Raw genomic sequence first — 18,556 nt, forward strand, 5'->3', positions numbered from 1 at the left:
AGAAGGGCCGGGAGCCAGAGCGGGCGCGGGGCCGGCGTGTGTCCGGCCTGATGCCACGGGCTGAGTGGGGATTCGAGGGCCGCGCCGCGGCCCCACGCAACGAGGAGGGCCCAGGCGCCGGGCGAGAGCACCCGGCGGTGCGGCGCGCCACCCATCGCGCGCCATTCATCTCCCGCCACCCCCGCAAGGCTCCGGGCGCGGCGGATGCGGCTTGGATGCGGGCGGCCCTTGTCGCGCGCCGCTCGCGCTGCACGGTGGTTCAAGGAGTAGACAACCCATGAAGTCCTACCTGTTGGTTCCCAAGGAGTCCATCGAGACGGAGGCCCGCGTCGGGCCTCGCGGTACGCAGCAGGGCGAGCGCGTGTTGCCTCGCACCACGGCCCTTCGTTTCGCGGTCGCCAATCGCGCGCCGGATGCGCTGTCGTCGCTGGGCATGCGCTCGGCCACGCTGCCCGGCCCGCGTCCTCCCGTCAGCGGAGAGGAGGCTCGCAAGCGCGTGGCGAAGGGCTCGCGCATCAAGCGCCCCACCACCCGCGGCGCGGACGCCACCATTCCGCCGCTGCCGGGGGCCCCCGTGACGGAGCAGACGGGCAGCGAGGCGGGCAGCTTCCGCTTCATGCCGCTCATCGGCGCCACCATGGCCCACTTCTACTCGGAGGCCACGGAGGCCGAGGCGCGGGGCGAGTTGGCCAACGACTTCGAGTTCATCCCCGACGTCGTCCCCCTGTCCTTCCCCGGCCCCGTGTCGGCGGGGCAGTCCGGACCGCGCAACCGGGGCATGAGCTCGCTGGCCCAGCGCGAGTGGCCCGACGAGAGCGGCGTGCCCCTGGCGCACGCGCAGGGCATCCGGGGCGCGGGCGTGCTGCTGGGCGTGCTGGACACCGGCGTGGACGCGGACCACCCCGAGCACACCGCTCGGGTCATCCAGTTCCGCTACGTGTCGCTGTTCCCCAACTCGCCCCACAATCCCGCGCGCGACATCCGCGGCTTCGACCCGGACGGCCACGGCACCCACGTGTGTGGCATCGCCGCGGGCACGCACCATGGCGTCGCCCCGGAGGTGGACCTCTATGTCGCGTCCGTCATCGAGTCGGAGACCATCCGCACCAGCCTGGGCCGCGTGGCCGCGGGCATGGAGTGGCTGCTCCACCAGTTCAGCAGCCCGCAGAACGTCACGCGCCCCGCGGTGGTGAACCTGTCACTGGGCTTCCCGCTCAAGCCCCCGCCGGGAATCTCGGAGGCCGACTACCGCCTCAACCAACGCGCGCTCCAGACGATGATTCGTCGACTGCTGGACAGCAACGTCCTGCCCGTTGTCGCGGCAGGCAACAGTGGACCCGACACGGTTGGTTATCCAGCCGCCTTTGAAGAGTCCCTGGCCGTGGGGGCAGTCGACTTCGAGCGCAACGTGGCTCATTTCTCCGCCAGTGGCGTCGTGGAGCGCCGCGTCGTACCCGACGTCATGGGTTACGGGGTGAATGTGTATTCCAGCACAGAGCGGCGCTGTAACAATCAGGCGTTCTACGAACGAATGAGTGGCACGAGCATGGCGGCGCCTTATGTAGCGGGTATCGCGGCGCTCTATCGGTGCCGCGCCCCTGACTTGACGGCGCTCGAGGTGCGGGATTTGATTTTGGCCAATGCGGTCAAGCTCCCTCGCTCCAATGGGCATCGGACGGGCAAGGGCCTGGCTGTATTCAGGTGACGGTGGTGGGTCGCAGCCGGGGTCGGCGCCAGGTGAGCGCCGGACCCGGGGGAGGATGAGGCCATGAGCAGGAAGAATGGCGAGCCAGGGGACGGTTTCGCTGCGGGCGGTTCTTACGTCTCCTCGTCGGTGCGCACGTTGCCTGGCTCGGCCAGCGCGCGCACGCCGCCCGAGTGGATAGACATCACGGTGATGCCGCGAGAGGTCCCCGCGGCGTCCCGACGGCACACGTCTGCCCGCCCTCCGCCCCGGTCTCGGGCGGAAGTCCACGGGGCCGGGCTGGCGGAGAGTGCTCGCTTCCACGAGAGCCTCATCCGGTGGATTGAGGCGCACAACCTCCAGGGCTCCGTGCGTTCGGTGAGTCCGCCGGGCTCATTGCCCATGCTTCACCTGCGCTGCGCGCCGCGTGTGCTGGATCAGCTCCGCCGCGCTCCGGAGTTCGAGGCAGGCGCGACAATGCCCGTCGACCTCTACTAGCGGTGGGTGCCCCTCGCCTTCGCACCCCTGGTCTGGGCTCCCCATCCGATACCGCGGAGGGCGGCCCGCTTTGCTTCGTTCACCAGGCGCAAGTCCCTTCCGCGCCTTACGCCCGGAGAGACTTGAAAGGGTTCTGATACCAGCAACCCACGGTCTCTCCGCTTCTTCCTGATTAACGAAGAAAGTCGCGATTGTCCTGTCATCCCGCAATCGTCCCAAAGGGCAGCGAGGTGTCAGGTGCTCTTGAAAGCAAGACGCCAAGGGGTACGGGTGTGTCTTTGCGAGGGGTGAGTCGGGCGGTAAGGGAGCGGAATGCTCCTCGTGAGGACGGAAGACTTCATCGACGCACCCCCTGAGCAGGTGTGGGAGGTGCTGAGCGACTTCGCGCGCTATCCGGACTGGAATCCCTTGGTGTTGGAGGCGCGGGGGCGGCTGGAGGTGGGGGCGCGTGTGGCGATGCGGGCCTACCCGCCAGGAGGTCCGGCGTGGTGGGCCCTGTGCTTCACGGCGACGCTGGTCCGCGTGGAGTCACCCGGGGCGTTGGAGTGGACGGGCGGCGTGCCGGGGGTGTTGCGGGGGCGGCACTTCTTCCACCTGACGATGGAGGGGCGCGGGACGCGGTTGGTCCATGGAGAGGAGTTCCAGGGGGCGGCGACGGTGCTCTTCGGGAAGAAGCGCGTCGCGGCCATCCACACCGCCTATGCGGCGATGAACCGCGCGTTGGCGGAGCGGGTGCGCGGGTAGCGGGCGCTCGTCCGGGCTCCGTCGGGTTTCAGGCAGAGGCGGGTGGGCGTGTCCCGCGGGTGTATCGCCTGGTCGACGCGGGTGCGGATGTCGCGTCCTTGGTGCGGTCCCAAGTCGAGCCGTCGTGCAAACCCTGAGCGGCCCGTTTCGCCGAAGAGGGCATGCATGGATGGACGACGTTGGCTGCGCGTGGGTGCCGTGGTGCTCTGCCTCACCCACGCGAGCTCCGCCTGGGCGCAGTCCCCCGAGGATGAAGGCCCCGGTGAGGTCCTGTCGGAGGAGCAGCTGGAGCAGCTGCTCGACACTCCGGCCGCGCAGCCTTCGGGCTCGGAGCTCTCCGTGTCGATGTTCGGTCCCGAGCAGCTCGCGCCGTACTTCTCCCAAGGGGCGCTGGCCAAGGCGCGGGAGGCGCTGCGCCTGGGCCGCCATGCGCGAGCCCGCGCGCTGCTCGCGGCCGAGGACTCCTCGCTGCCCGTCCGCTTCCTGCGTGCGCAGAGCGCGCTCCTGGCCCGCGACTACGCCACCTCCTCGGAGGAGCTGGCCGCGCTGGCCGTCGACTACGCGCCCCTGAAGGACCACTTCCTGCTGTGGGCGGCGCAGGCCAACGAGAAGCTGGGCAAGCGGGAGCTGGCCGCGGCGCAGTATCGCGAGGTGAGCACGGGCTCCCCGCTCTACGCGGAGGCGCGCTTCAGCCTGGCCCGCGTGCTCCGGCGCCAGCGCGATATCCCCGGCGCGGTGGCGGCGCTCGAGGAGCTCATCGACAGCCGGCAGACGAAGGGGCCGGACGTGCTGCGGACGAAGGCGCTGCTCGCCGTCTGTGACCTGGCTCGGGCGCAGGGGCAGTACAACCTGGAGCACCGCGCGCTGCTGGAGGTCTGGGCGACGAGTCCGCTGTCGCGCGAGGCGCAGCGGGCGCGTCAGCGCCTCACGGGGTTGTCGCTGCCGCTGAAGTGGAAGGTGCGCCGCGCGGAGGCGCTGGTGGAGCTGCACCACAACGTCGCGGCGATGGAGCTGCTTCGCGGGGTGATGTCCCAGGTGGAGCTGCCCGACGAGCTCTCCTGTCGCGCGCACCTCGCCTATGGCCGAGCGCTGCGCAAGGAGCGCCAGCACCGCCGCGCCATCCAGCTCCTCGCGCCCGTGGCGGAGAAGTGCCTGTCTCCGGAGCAGCGGCCGCAGGCCCTCTATGTGCTGGGGTACTCGCAGTCGGTGGTGGACCCCAAGGGCGCCATCGAGACGTACGCGACGCTCGCGCACGACTACCCCGAGCACGGCTATGCGGATGACGCGCTCTTCTTCGAGGCGTGGTTGCTCCAGCGCACGGGGCAGACGGAGGTGGCGCTCGCGCGCTACGAGGAGGCCGCGAAGCGCTATCCCGCGGGCAACTTCGCGGCGGAGTCGCTCTTCCGGGCGTTCTGGCTGCACACGCGGCGGGCCGCTCCCACGGACGCCCTGGCCGCGCTGGACGCGGTGGAGCACCTGCCCGCGGCCTCGCGCACGGACGAGTCGCTGTGGCGGGCGCGGTACTGGCGCGCGCGCTTGAAGGAGGGCGCGCCGCTCACCAACGCCGCCGCGCTGGACGACTACGTGCGACTGACGACGGAGCGGCCCGCGAGCTGGTACGGGATGCTGGCGCGCTCGCGGCTGGCGCGGGTGGCGCCGGTGCGGCTGGCGCAGGCGGTGCCTCCTCCCGAGCCGGGCGCCGAAGTCCCGCCCGACGAGGTCTGGCCGCTGCCTCCCGGCGTGCTGCGGAAGGACCCGCGCTTCGCCGCGGGGGTGGAGCTCTTGCGGTTGGGACATCCTGGCGCGGCGAAGGAGCTGCTCGCGGTGGACTCACGAGGCTTGCCGGAGGCGCCCGCGCGGCTGCTCTACCAGACGATGCTGCGCGCGGGGCGCAAGCAGGCCGCGAGGCAGGTGGCGCGGGTGTCCCTGCGTCAGGACGTGCAGGGCCCGCTCAACGCCGCGTCGCGTCCCGTGTGGGAGGCGACGTGGCCGCTGACGTACCGGAAGCTCATCCAGCGCTACTCGCGGGTGTCGCGCGTGGACCCGGACCTGATGCAGGGGCTCATCCGAGAGGAGAGCCGGTTCCGTCCCCGGGCGCGCTCGGCCACGGGGGCGCTGGGGCTCGCGCAGCTCATGCCCGACACGGCGAGGACGGTGGCCCGCCAGCTGAAGCTGCCCGAAGTAGGGGAGGCGGGGCTGCTCCAGCCCGCGCAGAACGTCCGCCTGGGGGCGGCCTACCTGGGGCAGCTCCTCCAGCGCTTCGACGGAAACGTGGCCTACGCGGTGGCCGCGTACAACGCGGGGCCCGCCGCCGTGGACCGCTGGCGTCAGGCGTTGCCGGAGGCGGAGCTCGACGAGTGGGTGGAGCACATCACCTTCGACGAGACGCGGGAGTACGTGAAGCACGTGCTCGGCAGCTACGGGGCCTACAAGCTGCTCTACACCGGTGAGCCGCTGATGCTGCACGCGATGCGCTCCGGAGACGTCAGCCGGCGGTAGCGACAGCCCTCGAGAGACTCCACTCCCATCGTCACGGGGTGGCGAATGTCACTCATTGTCATCCAGACACCTGGCGCAGGGCCGGGTGGTGCTTCGGGGGCTGCTCGGCGCCTGGGGGAGAAGTCGTGTCCGCTGTCATCCGCGCACGGTCCTCCCCGTGTCGCCGCCGCTCCCTCGGGCCTCACCGCTCGAAGGCGCTTCAGCGGGGGCGTCCGCTGGGAGTGCCTTCGAGGGGAAGCGGCCGGGGCCTAGAAGTTCAGGCCGCCGTCGACGTCGATGGTGCGGCCGTTGAAGTAGTCACACTCGAGGATGAACTTCACGGCCAGCCAGATGTCCTCGGGCAGGCCGATGCGGCCCACGGGGATGGCGGAGACCAGCGTGTCGCGGGCCTTCTGGTTCATGCCCTGCGTCATGGGCGTCTCGATCATTCCCGGGGCCACCGCGCCCACACGGATGCCGAAGGGGCCGAACTCGCGCGACCACGTCACGGTGTTCGCCGCGAGCGCCGCCTTGGCGGAGACATAGTTGGACTGGCCGCGGTTGCCGTGCCGCGCGATGGACGACATGTTGACGACGACGCCGGGCTTCTGGTCCGTCTCCACCATCTTCGCCACCACCTCGCGCACCATCAGCGTGGCGCCCGTGAGGTTCACGCCGATGACGGTGTTCCAGTCCTGGGTGGACAGCTTCTTCACCTGGCCCGTGGCCCGGTCCTTCTTCACCAGCAGCGCGTCGCGCAGGACGCCCGCGTTGTTGATGAGGCCGTTGAGTCCGCCCATCGCGTCGTGCGCCCAGCTCACGAAGGACGCGATGTCCTCCTCCGACGACACATCCAGCTTCCGGCGGTGGATGCCCGCGGGCAGCGCCGCCAGCTTCTCCTCCGCCACGTCGCCCACGGCCACCTGCGCCCCGGCCTCCATGAGCCGCTGCGCGAAGTGCGCGCCCATGCCCTGGGCACCGCCCGTCACAATCACCTTCAGGTCCTTGAGCTGCATGTGTCTCTCCGGTGTGGTGGGCGGCGCGGTGCCGTGAGCACCCCTCCGCCGCCAGAAGTCCCGCCGCGCAGCAGGCTACGCAACCCGGCCCGCCCTGGCCAGCGGGGAACGAGTTGAAACCTGAATCGGGATTCAACTTGGATGGAAATGAAAACGCCGCGCCGGGAGACCCGACGCGGCGCGGCACATCCTGGGAGTCTCGGCGCGGACTACAGGGCGCCGGAGATGACGGCGCCCAGGCGGCGCATGCCCTCGGCGATGAGCTCCGGCGGGCGGTTGGAGTAGTTGAGGCGGATGAACTCCGAGCGCGGGTTGGTGGCGAAGAAGGGGCTGCCCGGGACGAAGGCGACCTTCTGCTCGACGGCGCGCGGTAGCAGGGTGTCACCGCTGAGGCCCGGGGGAAGTTGGGCCCAGAGGAACATGCCGCCGTCGGGGTGTGTCCACGTCGTGCCCTGGGGCATGTGGAGCTTGAGGGCGTCCAGCATGGCGTTGGCGCGCTCGCCGTAGACGGGGCGCAGCGACTCCAGGTGGCCGTAGTAGTCGAAGTTCTGGAGCAGCTTCACCACGGCGCGCTGGGCGACGGTGGCGGTGTGCAGGTCCGTGGACTGCTTGGCGATGGTGAGGCTGCGCACGAAGTCCTTGTGCCCCGCCACCCACCCGATGCGCAGGCCCGGGGCCAGCGTCTTGGAGAAGGTGCCCAGGGACACGACGACGCCCTGGTCATCGAAGGCGGCCAGCGACGGCAGGTGCTCGCCGCGGAAGCGCAGCTCGCCGTAAGGGTCGTCCTCCAGGATGACGAAGCGGTGCTGCTGGGCCAGCCGCACCAGCTCCTTGCGCCGCTCCAGGGCCAGGGTGGTGCCCTTGGGGTTCTGGAAGTTGGGGATGACGTAGAGCAGCTTGGGCTTGTGCGTCGCGAGCACGCGCTCCAGGTCGTCCACGCGCATGCCGTGGTCGTCGCTCTCCACCGTGGCGAACTTCGCCTCGTAGCCGCCGAACGTCTGCAGCGCGGCCAGGTAGCTGGGGTTCTCCACGATGACCAGGTCACCCGGGTCCAGGAGAATCTTCGCGACCAGGTCGATGCCCTGCTGCGAGCCGTTGGTGATGAGGACCTGGTCCGCGTTGCAGACGCGGCCCTTCTTGCCCAGGTGCGTGGCAATCCACTCCCGCAGCGGGGCGAAGCCCTCGGTGGTGCTGTACTGGAGGGCGGAGCGACCGTCCTCGGCCAGCACGCGCGCGTGGGCGTCCGCGATGGCCTCCAGCGGGAAGAGCTCCGGGGCGGGCAGGCCGCCGGCGAAGGAGAGGATGTCGGGCCGCTCGGCGACCTTGAGGATTTCGCGCACCGCGGACGTCTTGATGCGCGACATGCGTTGCGCGAGACGCCAGACCGGCGGCGGGGGAAGGGGGGCGCTCATGGCGTCGGCACTCATCTCTCACTCTCCTTTGGCGTACTCGAGGGGCACGCGGACGTGCGTGTCCTCTTTGATGGATGACAGCACGATGGTGGTCTGCGTTCGGGTGACGCCGTCGATGATGCGCAGCGTCTCCACGAGCAATGAGTCGAGGGTGCGCGTGTTCGCGCTCTTGACCTTGAGCAGATAGGAGTCCTGCCCGGCGACGCGGTGGCACTCCAGCACGTCGGGCAGCGCGAGGACCTTCTTGGCGAAGCCCTCGAAGTACTTGGGGTGCTCGATGCTCACCCCGATGAACGCCGTGATGTCCTTGCCCAGCTTCGTCGCGTCCACGCGCGCCGCATAGCCGGTGATGACGCCCCGCTCTTCCAACTTGCGGATCCGCTCCGCCACCGCGGGCTGGGACAGACCGACCGCGCGCGACAGCTCCAGTTGCGTCGCGCGGCCATCGCGCTGCAACAGGTCCACCAGGCGGAAGTCGAGTTCATCCATGGGCATGGGCGGCAACAGACCTTATTTTTATAAGTCCCGAAAGCGTTCGGCTGCTAAATTAAATTTGGCGTGCAAAATAAGCAATCGGGCGGAAAGAGCAAGTCCGAAGACGAGCAGGGCAGGTGACAGGCGCCTGAATCCTGTGGCGGGAGGCCTCGCGACAGGGGCGCGAGATTGCGCGCGGCGTCATCGCGGAGGCGTGGTCGTCACGCGGTGTGGCGTGAGCGCGCGGAGGTGGATCCACGCGAGGGGCCGTGTGCGGCAAGCCTGTGCGGGGCTGCGGGCCGAGAGACGCCAAGGGGCCCCTCCAGACCTCTTCGGCGTCGAGCGAGGGTGGAAGAACGCGCGACGCCTTCCTGCGCGTGCGGCGGCCCGCTCGCAATCGCTCGCCGACCGAGGAGGGCCCACGATGCAAGGTGGAGCACATCGGAACGCGGACGGTCTTCGAGCAGCCCGTGGCCAGCCCAGACGGAACTGGTGGTGTGCCGCGACCGCGGCGCATCGAGATTGAGCAGTGGGCAGGGCAAGGCACGTCGGCCCCGTGATGCTCCTCGCGGACCGAAGCCCCCGAAGAAGAAAGGCTGCGCGCCAGCGAGTGAGGTGCGCCGGTAGGTCGCGACGTCACGCGTCCTCGCTGCCGGCACTGTCGACTCCGTCCAAGAAGATGTTTGAAGGGGGGGGCTCGAGGCAGCCCCATCGGAGGTGACGTTCGCCCGTCCCAGCGCACGGCCCACCGACCTGCCTGAAGTGGGTCAGTCGGCCCCGCGGGGCTCCTGCCTCATGTAGAGGGCGCCAGCGGCCGTGAGGGCAAAGGCCGCGGTGACCGCGGCGGCGGGCCAGCCGAAGAGCGAGACGATGGTGCCGGCCAGGGCCGTGCCGAGACTCCCGCCGATAAAATAGACAACCATGTAGACGCTGTTGAATCGGGCCGGCTGCAGCGGTTCGATGCTCAGGACCCGGCGCTGGTTGGCGACCTGGGCGGCAAACAGGCCCGTGTCGAACAGCGCCAAGGCCAAGAGCATGAGGGGGGCGGAGCTGAGGGCGGGCGCCATCGCGAATGTGCAGGCGAGGGCCAGCGCCAGGCCGGCGAACACGACCGGGCGGCTTCCGAACCTGTCCGCCAGTTGTCCCGCCACTCGGGTCGCGAAGATTCCCGACACGCCTGCGAGCGAGTAGAGGCCGATGACGGTCGGCGACAGGTTGAGCGGCGGCAAGGCGAGCGCCAGGGACAGGCCCATCCAGATCAAGCTGAAGGCGAAGAACCACAGAGCCCCGGACACGGCCGCTACGCTCAGCTCGGGGTAGGTCCGCAGCAATCGCGGCATGGCAGCCAGGGTGGCGAGGTAGGGTTGATCTCGGCGTTGAGCTGCTCCGGGAAGAATGGCCCTGCTCCCCGCCGCGCAAACCAGGCAGGCGCCGGCAACAATCACCAGCATGGCGCGCCAGCCGATTCCATCGGCCAGCCCGCCCCCGACGGCCCGGCCGAAAAGCACGCCTGCTGATATCCCGGCCGTGACGCTTCCCAGCGCGCGTCCCCGCGTTTCGGTGGGCGAGTGTTTGCCGGCCAGGGTGCTCATCTGGGCGCCGGTGCTCGCGCAGATCCCCGAGACCAGGAGCGCGGCGCCAAAGGCGTAGACGTTCGTGGCGATGGCGGCGAGCGCGAGGGACAGGCTCAGGACGGCGAGCTGGATGGGCACCAGTTGTCGGGCGGGAAGGCGATCCACCAGGGGCACCAGCAGCGCCAGTCCGAACATGTATCCCAGGATGGGCAGGCCCGCCGCCGTGCTCGTCGATTCGAGCGACGCGCCGAGATCTGCGGCGATGCGGGTGAGCTCCGGCTGGACGACGTAGCTCGTCGCCGTGGCCACGCCAGCCGCTGTCGCGAGGAACAGGACGCTTCTTCCACCAAGGCTTTCGAGGCGCGGGTCAACATGAGGGGTTGCTGAAGTCATGCTCGCGACGCTAGGCGTGGCGCCATGATGCGTCTGGCGGGATTCGGGCCTGAACAGAAACGAGCGTCGCGTGTCGAGGAACGCCACGGAGCGCTCTGGCGTCACCGCCGGCAGCCCGCTCGGTGAGCGCCTCCCGCGGCCCCTCGATTCCGCGCAGAGGCCACGACGCGCGGATGAGGCAGTCTCCGCTCGCCACCTGGGGAGGCCCGCCGCCCTCGCTGGGCGCCGATGCCGAAGAGGTCGGCGCTACGGCGTGGTGTCGCGCGGGAGCTGGCGCACGGTGTGGCCCTTCTTCTGGAGGAGGGCGACGATGCCCTCGGGGCCGACGACGTGTCCGGCGCCGACGACGACCAGGTGGACGCGGGGCTCGGTGAGCAGGGCCTCGAGCTTGTGGGCCATCTGGACATTGCGCTCGAAGAAGACGCGCTCGTAGACGGGGCGGTAGGTGGAGTCCTTGGCGCCTTCGAGCAGGAGGCTGGCCATGCCGTCCGCGTCGCCGGCCCTCCAGGCGGAGGTGAGGGCCTCGACGATTTCAGCGGGGCCCTGCTCGCGGCGGAGCTGGTCGCGGAGCATGAGGTCCTGGAGCTTGTCGGGCGTGCCCGCGAGCATGCGGAGCTGTCCGTCCGCGGTCTCCAGCTCCAGCACCTGCTTCTGGAGTCCGTGGGCGCGGTCGAGGAAGGCGCGGTCGACGCCGTGGCCCTGTTGGTAGCCCGCGGCCTGGAACTCCAGGTTGTTGAGCAGGAGGCCCGCGAGCCAGGGGCGCAGCCGCTCGAGCCCCTGGGCGGAGACTCCCAGGCGGGTGGCGGCGCGGTCCAGGAGCTCGCGGGTGCTGGGGTCCAGACGTTGGGAGAGGCTCTGGCCTTCGGGGAAGGTGCCCAGCTCGCGCACGAGCTTCTGCATCTCGGTCGGGTCGGTGCGGGTGGTGTCGACCTCGACGGCGAGCACCTCGGACTTGGTGAAGGCGGCCTCCATGGCGGCGGGGAGGGCGAGGGCGCCGGGCTTGCCCATGTGGATGGAGCCGACGAGGTACGCGACGCCGCCGCGTGAGTCCTTCACTTCCCACAGGAAGGCGTTGCCGGAGTCGACGGGGACGTACTTCCGCGCGGCGGGCGTGGAAGCGCAGCCCGCGCCGAGCAACGCGACGAGGAGCAGGGTCAGTGGGAGGAACGACGGGCGCTTCATGGTGTGGGCTTTCCCCAGGGTGAGCCACGCATCGAAGCACTCACGGCGCACCGCGTTCAATCCCTCTTCAGGATGACGCCCTCATCGCTGATGGCGTAGCTGGCGCCTGGGTCCATGACCTCGGGCTTGAGGCCGCAGCGCTCGTCCTCCTTGGGTGTGAAGTGGACAAAGGTCATCTTGTCGCCACGCACGAGCCACGCATCGTAGGTGGCGAGCGTGAACAGGCACCGGGTCATCGCATCGGCATCCTTGGGCGGTGATTCGCCAGGGGGCAGGAAGTCCTCCATGGCGATCCGCAGCGCACGGAGCTGTGGCCCCTCCACCGTGGTGGAGGAGTCCTTGCTCCAGGTGGGGAACTGGATGCTGGCGGCGACCTCGGGTGGCGCGACAGGAGGTTTGGGGCGCGAGCGGAAGAGGTGGCAGCCGCAGAGCGTGAGGGTGAGCGCGGCGAGGGCGAGTCGTTTCATCCGGAAGAGCCTGGAAGGTGTGGAGGGGATTCTCGCCGAGAGGCGTCACTCGCCGCGACGGTCATCCGTGATTCTCCGGGAGGGCTTGAACGCACCATCCTTCAGTTCGTAGACCGTTCGCTCCTGGAAGTCGTACAGGTAGACCTCGCAGATGGGATTGAACATGACCCGGAAGTAGTACCGCTGCCGAGCCGCCTGGAGGTCTTCGTTCGAGAAGGTCGTGATGGACGGGTGGCTGTGGTAGTCCGCGTGGATGCGGATGTCCTGGGCCTCGGGGTCGCTGACCACCGATGGGAGCGAGCAGGATTTGCGTCCACCTGGCAGCAACCGTGGCGAGCTGATGGATGCCGGATGGCTGGCGAAGAAGGCCGGCTCGTGGTTCCGCTGGTAGATGAGGCCGCAGTACTCCTGTCCTTCCCGTTTGTTGCCTGCCGTCGCGCCGGGACGTTGGCGGATGGCCTCGCAGAGCGCGGGGGCCAGCGTCGTCAGGCTGTCATGCGGGCCGAGCATGGGTCCCGCGACGACGATGCGCCCCTGGTCGTCGCGCCAGAACGTGCTGGGCGCTCCTCCTCCCGCGCATCCGCCGAGAAGGAGGCTGGCGAGCAGCACGAGCGGCGAGCGAGGGGCGTTCATGGCGTGGTCGGTTGCCAGGGATGCTTCCAGTTCGCGGCGGCTTCGAACAAGGACGTCCCGCGTCGCGCTGCATCAATCTCACGCGGTCGCACCGACATCGCGCCTCGGGGCCCTCTCACAATCGGAGTACGCTCCGTCGCTCGGGGGCATGAGGCCCCCAGGGTGACGCCTCGCGTCGCCCGTCGTCCATGACGCGCGGAGCCATTGTCCGCGCTTTGACAACCGCGTCGAGCGGGTGCTACCGCTAGGTGAAACATGAATCGGCCTTCAACTTCTCCAGACCGCTCCGGACCCGTCACCCCGCGAGGACAGCGGACGCGTGCGAAGCTGCTGAAGGCCGCGGAGTCGGTCTTCGGAGAGAAGGGCTACGAGAGCGCGTCCATCGCGGACATCACCCGCAAGAGCGGCGTGGCGCTCGGCACGTTCTACGTCTACTTCCCCGACAAGCAGTCCATCTTCATCGAAGTCGTCGACGACCTGGGCACGCGCCTGCGCCGCCTCATCGGTGACTCCACCTCCCGCTGCGACAACCGCATGGACGTGGAGCGCGAGGGCCTGCGCACCTTCTTCCAGTTCGTCCGCCAGCACCCCAACCTCTACCGCGTCGTGCGCCAGGCCGAGTTCGTCGACACCGACTGCTACCGCCGCTACTACGACCGCTTCGCCAAGGGCTACGTCACCGGCCTCTCCAACGCCATGGACGCGGGCGAAGTGCGCCGCATGGACCCGGAGACGCTCGCCTACTGCCTGATGGGCATCGGCGACTTCCTGGGCATGCGCTGGGTGCTGTGGGAGGAGGACCCGGGCCTGGAGCGCGTGCTCGACACCGCGATGAGCCTCATCCGCCACGGCCTGGACTCGCGGCCCGCCCCCGCTGCCCGCAACGGCGTGAAGGCCACCTCCAAGGCCACCGCCGCCGCGTCCAAGACCGCCAAGACCCCGAAGAAGAACACGTTGCGTCCCGCGCGCCGTCCGGCGCGGAGCGCCCGGAGCTGACCCCCGCAATGCGATACGCGCAGATCCTCTCCACCGGCCGTTACGTCCCCGAGAAGGTCCTCACCAACGCGGACGTCGAGAAGCTCCTCGGCGAGTCCGTGGACGAGTGGCTCCAGCAGAACGTGGGCATCAAGCAGCGCCACGTCATGGCCGACTCCCAGGCCACCAGTGACTTGTGCGTCGCCGCCGCCCGCCAGGCGCTGGAGCGCTCCGGGACGAAGCCGGAGGAGCTGGACCTCATCATCGTCGCCACCGACACGCCCGACTACCTCAGCCCCGCGACGTCCTCCGTGGTGCAGGCCAAGCTGGGCGCCGTCAACGCCGGCACGTATGACCTCAACTGCGCGTGCGCGGGCTGGGTGACGGCGCTGGACGTGGGCTCCAAGACGATTGCCGCGGACGACAGCTACCGCCGCATCCTCGTCGTGGGCGCGTACGCGATGACGCGCTACGTGAACTGGAAGGACAAGAAGACCTGCACCCTGTTCGCCGACGGCGCGGGCGCGGTGGTGCTGGGCGCCGGCGACAAGCCCGGCTTCATGGGCGCCAAGCTCCTGGCCAACGGCGAGTACCACGACGCGCTCGGCATCTACACCGGTGGGACGAATCGCCCCGCCACCGCGGAGACGCTGCCCCTCACGGACGGCAAGCCCGCCGTGCAGTTCGTCCGCAAGTTCCCCGCGACCTTCAACACCGAGCGCTGGCCCATGCTCCTGGACCAGCTCCTCAGGAAGCAGTCGCAGACGCTGGACGACGTGAAGCTGTTCGTCTTCACCCAGCTCAACCTGCGCACCATCGAGGCCACCATGAAGGTGCTGGGCCAGCCCATGGAAAAGGCCCACTACACGATGGACAAGTGGGGCTACACCGGCTCGGCCTGCATCCCGATGACGCTCGATGATGCCGTCGTCCAGGGCAAGGTGCGGCGCGGTGACCTGGTCGCCTTCTGTGCCAGCGGCGGTGGTCTCGCCATGGCCTCCGCCCTCTATCGCTGGACGGCCTGAGCCTTGGAGGCGCGCATGTTCATCGGAGACTGGATGGGGCGGGGCGCCCTGTACTGGCCCGAGCACGTCGCGGTGGTGGACACGGCCAAGGGCGCCGCGGGCCGCTTCACCTATCGCGACCTGAACGCGCGCGCCGAGGCGCTCGGCGGCTGGCTGCGCGACGTCGCCGGCGTGAAGCGCGGCGACCGCGTGGGCCTGGTCGCCCACAACGGCGTGGAGTACCTGGACGTCCTCTTCGCCTGCGGAAAACTGGGCGCCATCTTCGTCCCCTACAACTGGCGCCTGCACGCCGCCGAGCTCACCGACCTGGTGCGAGCCATCCGTCCGCGCGTGCTCCTCTTCGGCGAGGACTTCCGCGACGCCGTGGCCCAGGTGCGAGAGCACGTGGGGGACTCGCTCCACCTCGTCTCGCTGGAGTCCCAGGGGCTGCCCGGCGCCACCGCGTACACGCAGGCGCTGGCGCACCGCTCCTCCCAGCCCGTGAAGAACGACGCGGTGGCCGAGGAGGACATCCTCTGCCTGCTCTTCACGGGTGGCACCACGGGCCGCTCGAAGGGCGCGTGCATCAGCTACCGGATGGTGGCGTGGAACACGCTCAACACGCTGGTGCACGAGGTGCGCCCCGGCGACGTCACGGTGACGCACACGCCCATGTTCCACACGGGCGGGCTGCTGGTCTACACCGTGCCGCTGCTCACCGCGGGCGGCACCGTGGTCATCATGCGCCGCTGGGAGCCGGAGGAGCTGCTCGCGCTCATCCCTCGCGAGAAGGTGTCGCTCTTCTTCGCGGTGCCCACGCAGTATCAGCAGTTGCTCGACTCGCCGCGCTTCGCGAGCACCGACTTCTCCTCCGTGCGCTTCATGACCAGCGGGGGCGCGGCGCTGCCAGTGCCGCTCATCCAGGCGTGGCAGGCCGTGCACGCGGTGCCCTTCAAGCAGGGCTTCGGCATGACGGAGTTCGGCCCGGGAATCTTCAGCATGGGGCCTGAGTTCGCGGTGTCGAAGGCGGGCTCCATCGGCCGCCCCAACTACTTCATCGCCGCGAAGCTGGTGGACGACGACGGCCGCGAGGTGCCGACGGGCGAGGTGGGTGAGCTCGTCCTCAAGGGGCCCTCGATGTGCTCGGGCTACTTCGAGGACGAGGCCGCCACGCGCGAGGCCATCGACGCGGATGGCTGGTTCCACTCGGGGGACCTGGCGCGCGTGGACGCGGACGGGTTCTTCACCATCGCGGGCCGCAAGAAGGACATGTTCATCTCCGGCGGAGAGAACGTGTACCCGCTGGAGCTGGAGTCGGTGCTCTACGAGCACCCCGCGGTGCAGCTGTGCTCGGTCGTCGGCGTGCCCGACGCGAAGTGGGGCGAGGTGGGCCGCGCCTTCGTGGTGCTCAAGCCGGGCGCGGAGTCCTCCGGGGATGCGCTGCTCGAGCACCTGCGCGGCCGGGTGGCGCGCTTCAAGGTGCCCAAGCGGGTGGAGTTGGTGGAGCGCCTGCCGGTGTCCGCGGCGGGGAAGATTCTCAAGCGAGAGCTGCGCGAGGCGGCCATCGCCGCCGACGCACCGCGCTGAAAACGCTGTCGGAAAAGGGCTTGTTTCACGAGCCCTCAATGCCTGTCGTCTGTCGACACACCTGCTGGTGGTGACACCGGCTTGAAGGGGAGCAAGCACATGAAGAAGAAGCTTCTGTCCGCGGTGATGCTGTGCACGCTGGGCCTCGTGGGCTGTGGTGACGACAAGGACCCCATCGTCGAGAAGCCCAAGCTCAACAGCGCCGCCAACATCCTGGCGTTCCTCGATGGCAAGTCGATGGTGATGACGGGGACCGACATCCCCTCGCACCCGAACGGCTACAGCGAGGACATCGACTTCGCCGCGTCGTCCCAGTGCTACCAGAAGGTCACCATGTCGGTGGCCGCCGGCAACTTCAAGGTCGACAGCATCCCGGGCACCATCACGAACGGCGTCTGCAACCACGAGCAGGCGAAGAACCCGCTCACCTTCACCTCCACCACCGTCCTCATCGAGAACGCCACGGAGGATGGGAGCTGCTTCGACGTGACGTTCACCTTCCCGGGCGGCCTGGTGCAGGAGGGCCGCGGCAGCTTCTCCGCCGACCAGAAGAAGCTCAGCCTGGAGATCTTCTTCAAGAACCAGGCGACCGGCATGCGCTGCGCCAGCGGCGCGGTGGGCGCGGCGAACACCGTGAAGATGGGCGACAAGGCCTTCACGGGCAACGCGGTGCAGGTCTACGCCATCCAGTAACCCTGGCGGTGTTTCACGCTGGAGGGGAGGTGTGCTCCCGCCTTCCCTCCAGTCGTCTGTCCGGCGCGGGGCCGAGGTCGATATGACGGGAAGTGGGTTTGCAGCACGCGAGAGGGTGTGGCGGAGCGCGAGGATGCTCGCCGCGCTGGGGCTCGTGGGACTGGCGTCGTCCTCGGCGGCCCAGAGTCCGCCGGTGCCGGGCTTGTATGGTGAGTGGCTGGAGGCGAAGGACCGCGAAGAGGACGCGGAGCCGCGCGAGTTCACCCTCATCAACTACTTCTTCACGCGCGCCTCGATGACGAACCAGGTGGGTGACCCCGCCGGTCTTCGTGGCGTGGCGCTGGGGCCCATCGGCTCGCCCGTGGGCAGCGCGGTGAGCATCGAGCCCGGCCGCTCCGCGTACTTCGTGGAGCAGCGCTGGATTCCCGTCATCGAATACAGCCCGTTCTTCGTGGACGGCCTGGCGTCCTTCCGCGCCCAGTTCGAGGTGGACTTCCTCTGGGGCCGCTCGGCCAACACCATCGGCCAGAACGAGGGCGGCGGCTTCAACGCCGACCAGGTCAACATCCAGACGAAGAACATCAACGTCGCGCTGTACCCGACGCGCAGCCCCAGCAAGCTGGCGCTCATCATCGGCACGCAGCCCCTCTACGACAGCCCTTATGACCCCACGCGCACGCCGCTGTCGGACCTGGTGCGCACGGGCTACAAGCTGGCCTTCCTGGGCAGCGACGCCACGGGCCTGTCCATCTTCAGCGGCTACAAGGGCAACGCCCGCCTGACGCTGACGCCGCTGGGCAGCGCGCAGGCGGACCGCGCCACGCGCAATGACCCGCGCCTCAAGTACATCTGGCTGGCGATGGCGGACTACGTCTACCCGGTGCGGCCCAACACCAACGTGGGCGTGTCGCTCTGGTACCTGAACGACGACACCAAGGGTGACGCCTACGCCTTCGAGGGCCTGGTGAAGAGCGGCCCGTCGTCCTCGGGCCTGCCGGGCTTCACGGGCACGGCGCGCTTCGACATCAACCGCCCCACGGGCAGCGTCTTCTGGGCGGGCGCGCACTTCAATCACAACATCGACTTCCGGACGGGCCGCCTCGGGGCCTCCGGCTTCGTCATGTACAACGGCGGCAAGTACGAGAGCGATGACCCGGACAACTCGGTGCTCGACGAGCTGAGCATCTCCGGCGTGTCCGCCAACCTGGAGGTCATGTACCAGTGGGGCCGCGGCCCCGGCGACGTCGTCACCGTGGAGGGCATGTTCTCCTCGGGCGACAGCAACCTGGGCGACGACAAGTACACGGGCGCCTTCACGCTCAACCAGTACGGCCTGCCGGGCGCGGTGTGGTTCAACCACAAGATGCTCATCCTGTTCCCGTTCACCAGCACGGTGAACAACTACACGGGCGCGGTGACGGACATCTCCAACCAGGGCTACGGCCTGCGCGCGGGCATCGCCACGGCGGCGTGGGACATCGTGCCCAACACGCTCAACCTCAAGGTGGGCGCGGGCCTGGCCAACGCGGGCGCGGAGCCCGCGCGGTGGGACCCGACGGTGCGGCGCGGCCGCTTCATCGGCGCGGAGCTCAACGCGGAGCTGCGCTACCACATCCGCTACCTGATGACCGTGGGTCTCCACGGCGGCTACCTCTTCCGCGGCAGCTTCTACGACGGCGCCCCCACCGTGAAGAGCGACCCGTGGGCGGCCTTCACCACCTTCACCTGGTACGCGTTCTGAC

Annotated in this window: 16 protein-coding genes; 9 read left to right on the plus strand and 7 right to left on the minus strand. The window is 69.3% G+C overall.

The window, feature by feature from the left end; genetic code table 11:
* The first annotated feature begins 277 nt into the window (after positions 1-277).
* The 4 genes from popC to MYSTI_RS01040 all read left to right on the plus strand — a co-directional run bounded on the left by popC (position 278) and on the right by MYSTI_RS01040 (position 5,425).
* A complete protein-coding gene (popC, locus tag MYSTI_RS01025; protein ID WP_015345829.1) occupies positions 278-1,705 on the plus strand; it encodes a subtilisin-like protease PopC in 1,428 nt (475 codons plus the stop codon).
* Positions 1,706-1,768: 63 nt separating this feature from the next.
* Positions 1,769-2,182 carry a PopC secretion inhibitor PopD gene (gene popD, locus MYSTI_RS01030; RefSeq protein ID WP_015345830.1) on the plus strand — a complete coding sequence of 138 codons (414 nt, stop codon included), beginning with the start codon at positions 1,769-1,771 and terminating at the stop codon, positions 2,180-2,182.
* Between the two features lie 312 nt (positions 2,183-2,494).
* Positions 2,495-2,926: an SRPBCC domain-containing protein gene (locus tag MYSTI_RS01035; RefSeq protein ID WP_015345831.1), complete on the plus strand. Its 432-nt coding sequence runs from the start codon at positions 2,495-2,497 to the stop codon at positions 2,924-2,926.
* 165 nt (positions 2,927-3,091) lie between these two features.
* A complete protein-coding gene (locus MYSTI_RS01040) occupies positions 3,092-5,425 on the plus strand; it encodes a lytic transglycosylase domain-containing protein (RefSeq protein ID WP_015345832.1) in 2,334 nt (777 codons plus the stop codon).
* A 248-nt stretch (positions 5,426-5,673) separates the two neighbouring features.
* Here MYSTI_RS01040 and MYSTI_RS01045 read toward each other — a convergent pair whose 3' ends face one another.
* The 7 genes from MYSTI_RS01045 to MYSTI_RS01075 all read right to left on the minus strand — a co-directional run bounded on the left by MYSTI_RS01045 (position 5,674) and on the right by MYSTI_RS01075 (position 12,555).
* Positions 5,674-6,420, minus strand: coding sequence for an SDR family oxidoreductase (locus MYSTI_RS01045; protein WP_015345833.1), 747 nt, complete (start codon positions 6,418-6,420; stop codon positions 5,674-5,676).
* 209 nt (positions 6,421-6,629) lie between these two features.
* On the minus strand, positions 6,630-7,847 hold the full coding sequence (locus tag MYSTI_RS01050) for an aminotransferase-like domain-containing protein (protein ID WP_015345834.1): 1,218 nt from the start codon (positions 7,845-7,847) through the stop codon (positions 6,630-6,632).
* Positions 7,848-7,850: 3 nt separating this feature from the next.
* On the minus strand, positions 7,851-8,327 hold the full coding sequence (locus tag MYSTI_RS01055; RefSeq protein WP_015345835.1) for an Lrp/AsnC family transcriptional regulator: 477 nt from the start codon (positions 8,325-8,327) through the stop codon (positions 7,851-7,853).
* Between the two features lie 746 nt (positions 8,328-9,073).
* Positions 9,074-10,360: an MFS transporter gene (locus tag MYSTI_RS01060; protein ID WP_144369953.1), complete on the minus strand. Its 1,287-nt coding sequence runs from the start codon at positions 10,358-10,360 to the stop codon at positions 9,074-9,076.
* A gap of 159 nt (positions 10,361-10,519) precedes the next feature.
* Positions 10,520-11,455, minus strand: a complete 936-nt coding sequence (locus MYSTI_RS01065; protein ID WP_144369954.1) for a TraB/GumN family protein — start codon at positions 11,453-11,455, stop codon at positions 10,520-10,522.
* Between the two features lie 56 nt (positions 11,456-11,511).
* Positions 11,512-11,922 carry a hypothetical protein gene (locus tag MYSTI_RS01070; protein ID WP_015345838.1) on the minus strand — a complete coding sequence of 137 codons (411 nt, stop codon included), beginning with the start codon at positions 11,920-11,922 and terminating at the stop codon, positions 11,512-11,514.
* A 45-nt stretch (positions 11,923-11,967) separates the two neighbouring features.
* Complete coding sequence (locus MYSTI_RS01075) at positions 11,968-12,555, minus strand: hypothetical protein (RefSeq protein WP_015345839.1); 588 nt, start codon at positions 12,553-12,555, stop codon at positions 11,968-11,970.
* 255 nt (positions 12,556-12,810) lie between these two features.
* Here MYSTI_RS01075 and MYSTI_RS01080 point away from each other — a divergent pair, with 255 nt between their 5' ends.
* The 5 genes from MYSTI_RS01080 (at position 12,811) to MYSTI_RS01100 (ending at position 18,555) form a co-directional block, all read left to right on the plus strand.
* Positions 12,811-13,551, plus strand: a complete 741-nt coding sequence (locus tag MYSTI_RS01080; RefSeq protein WP_015345840.1) for a TetR/AcrR family transcriptional regulator — start codon at positions 12,811-12,813, stop codon at positions 13,549-13,551.
* 8 nt (positions 13,552-13,559) lie between these two features.
* The gene (locus MYSTI_RS01085; RefSeq protein WP_015345841.1) at positions 13,560-14,555 is read left to right on the plus strand and encodes a 3-oxoacyl-ACP synthase III family protein; all 996 of its coding nucleotides are present in this window, start codon (positions 13,560-13,562) and stop codon (positions 14,553-14,555) included.
* Between the two features lie 15 nt (positions 14,556-14,570).
* Positions 14,571-16,121, plus strand: a complete 1,551-nt coding sequence (locus MYSTI_RS01090) for an acyl-CoA synthetase (protein WP_015345842.1) — start codon at positions 14,571-14,573, stop codon at positions 16,119-16,121.
* Between the two features lie 99 nt (positions 16,122-16,220).
* Positions 16,221-16,814 (plus strand): hypothetical protein, encoded by a 594-nt coding sequence (locus tag MYSTI_RS01095; RefSeq protein ID WP_015345843.1) that lies wholly within the window; start codon positions 16,221-16,223, stop codon positions 16,812-16,814.
* 133 nt (positions 16,815-16,947) lie between these two features.
* Complete coding sequence (locus MYSTI_RS01100; protein WP_044278288.1) at positions 16,948-18,555, plus strand: hypothetical protein; 1,608 nt, start codon at positions 16,948-16,950, stop codon at positions 18,553-18,555.
* Position 18,556: the final 1 nt, after the last annotated feature.

The organism is Myxococcus stipitatus DSM 14675, assembly GCF_000331735.1.
GTDB lineage: Bacteria > Myxococcota > Myxococcia > Myxococcales > Myxococcaceae > Myxococcus > Myxococcus stipitatus.

Excerpts from the sequence above, each read along its gene's own strand:
- popC (WP_015345829.1), top strand. The coding sequence starts at position 278 with ATGAAGTCCTACCTGTTGGTTCCCAAGGAGTCCATCGAGACGGAGGCC.
- popD (WP_015345830.1), top strand. The coding sequence starts at position 1,769 with ATGAGCAGGAAGAATGGCGAGCCAGGGGACGGTTTCGCTGCGGGCGGT.
- MYSTI_RS01035 (WP_015345831.1), top strand. The coding sequence starts at position 2,495 with ATGCTCCTCGTGAGGACGGAAGACTTCATCGACGCACCCCCTGAGCAG.
- MYSTI_RS01040 (WP_015345832.1), top strand. The coding sequence starts at position 3,092 with ATGGATGGACGACGTTGGCTGCGCGTGGGTGCCGTGGTGCTCTGCCTC.
- MYSTI_RS01045 (WP_015345833.1), bottom strand. The coding sequence starts at position 6,420 with ATGCAGCTCAAGGACCTGAAGGTGATTGTGACGGGCGGTGCCCAGGGC.
- MYSTI_RS01050 (WP_015345834.1), bottom strand. The coding sequence starts at position 7,847 with ATGAGTGCCGACGCCATGAGCGCCCCCCTTCCCCCGCCGCCGGTCTGG.
- MYSTI_RS01055 (WP_015345835.1), bottom strand. The coding sequence starts at position 8,327 with ATGCCCATGGATGAACTCGACTTCCGCCTGGTGGACCTGTTGCAGCGC.
- MYSTI_RS01065 (WP_144369954.1), bottom strand. The coding sequence starts at position 11,455 with ATGAAGCGCCCGTCGTTCCTCCCACTGACCCTGCTCCTCGTCGCGTTG.
- MYSTI_RS01070 (WP_015345838.1), bottom strand. The coding sequence starts at position 11,922 with ATGAAACGACTCGCCCTCGCCGCGCTCACCCTCACGCTCTGCGGCTGC.
- MYSTI_RS01075 (WP_015345839.1), bottom strand. The coding sequence starts at position 12,555 with ATGAACGCCCCTCGCTCGCCGCTCGTGCTGCTCGCCAGCCTCCTTCTC.
- MYSTI_RS01080 (WP_015345840.1), top strand. The coding sequence starts at position 12,811 with ATGAATCGGCCTTCAACTTCTCCAGACCGCTCCGGACCCGTCACCCCG.
- MYSTI_RS01085 (WP_015345841.1), top strand. The coding sequence starts at position 13,560 with ATGCGATACGCGCAGATCCTCTCCACCGGCCGTTACGTCCCCGAGAAG.
- MYSTI_RS01090 (WP_015345842.1), top strand. The coding sequence starts at position 14,571 with ATGTTCATCGGAGACTGGATGGGGCGGGGCGCCCTGTACTGGCCCGAG.
- MYSTI_RS01095 (WP_015345843.1), top strand. The coding sequence starts at position 16,221 with ATGAAGAAGAAGCTTCTGTCCGCGGTGATGCTGTGCACGCTGGGCCTC.
- MYSTI_RS01100 (WP_044278288.1), top strand. The coding sequence starts at position 16,948 with ATGCTCGCCGCGCTGGGGCTCGTGGGACTGGCGTCGTCCTCGGCGGCC.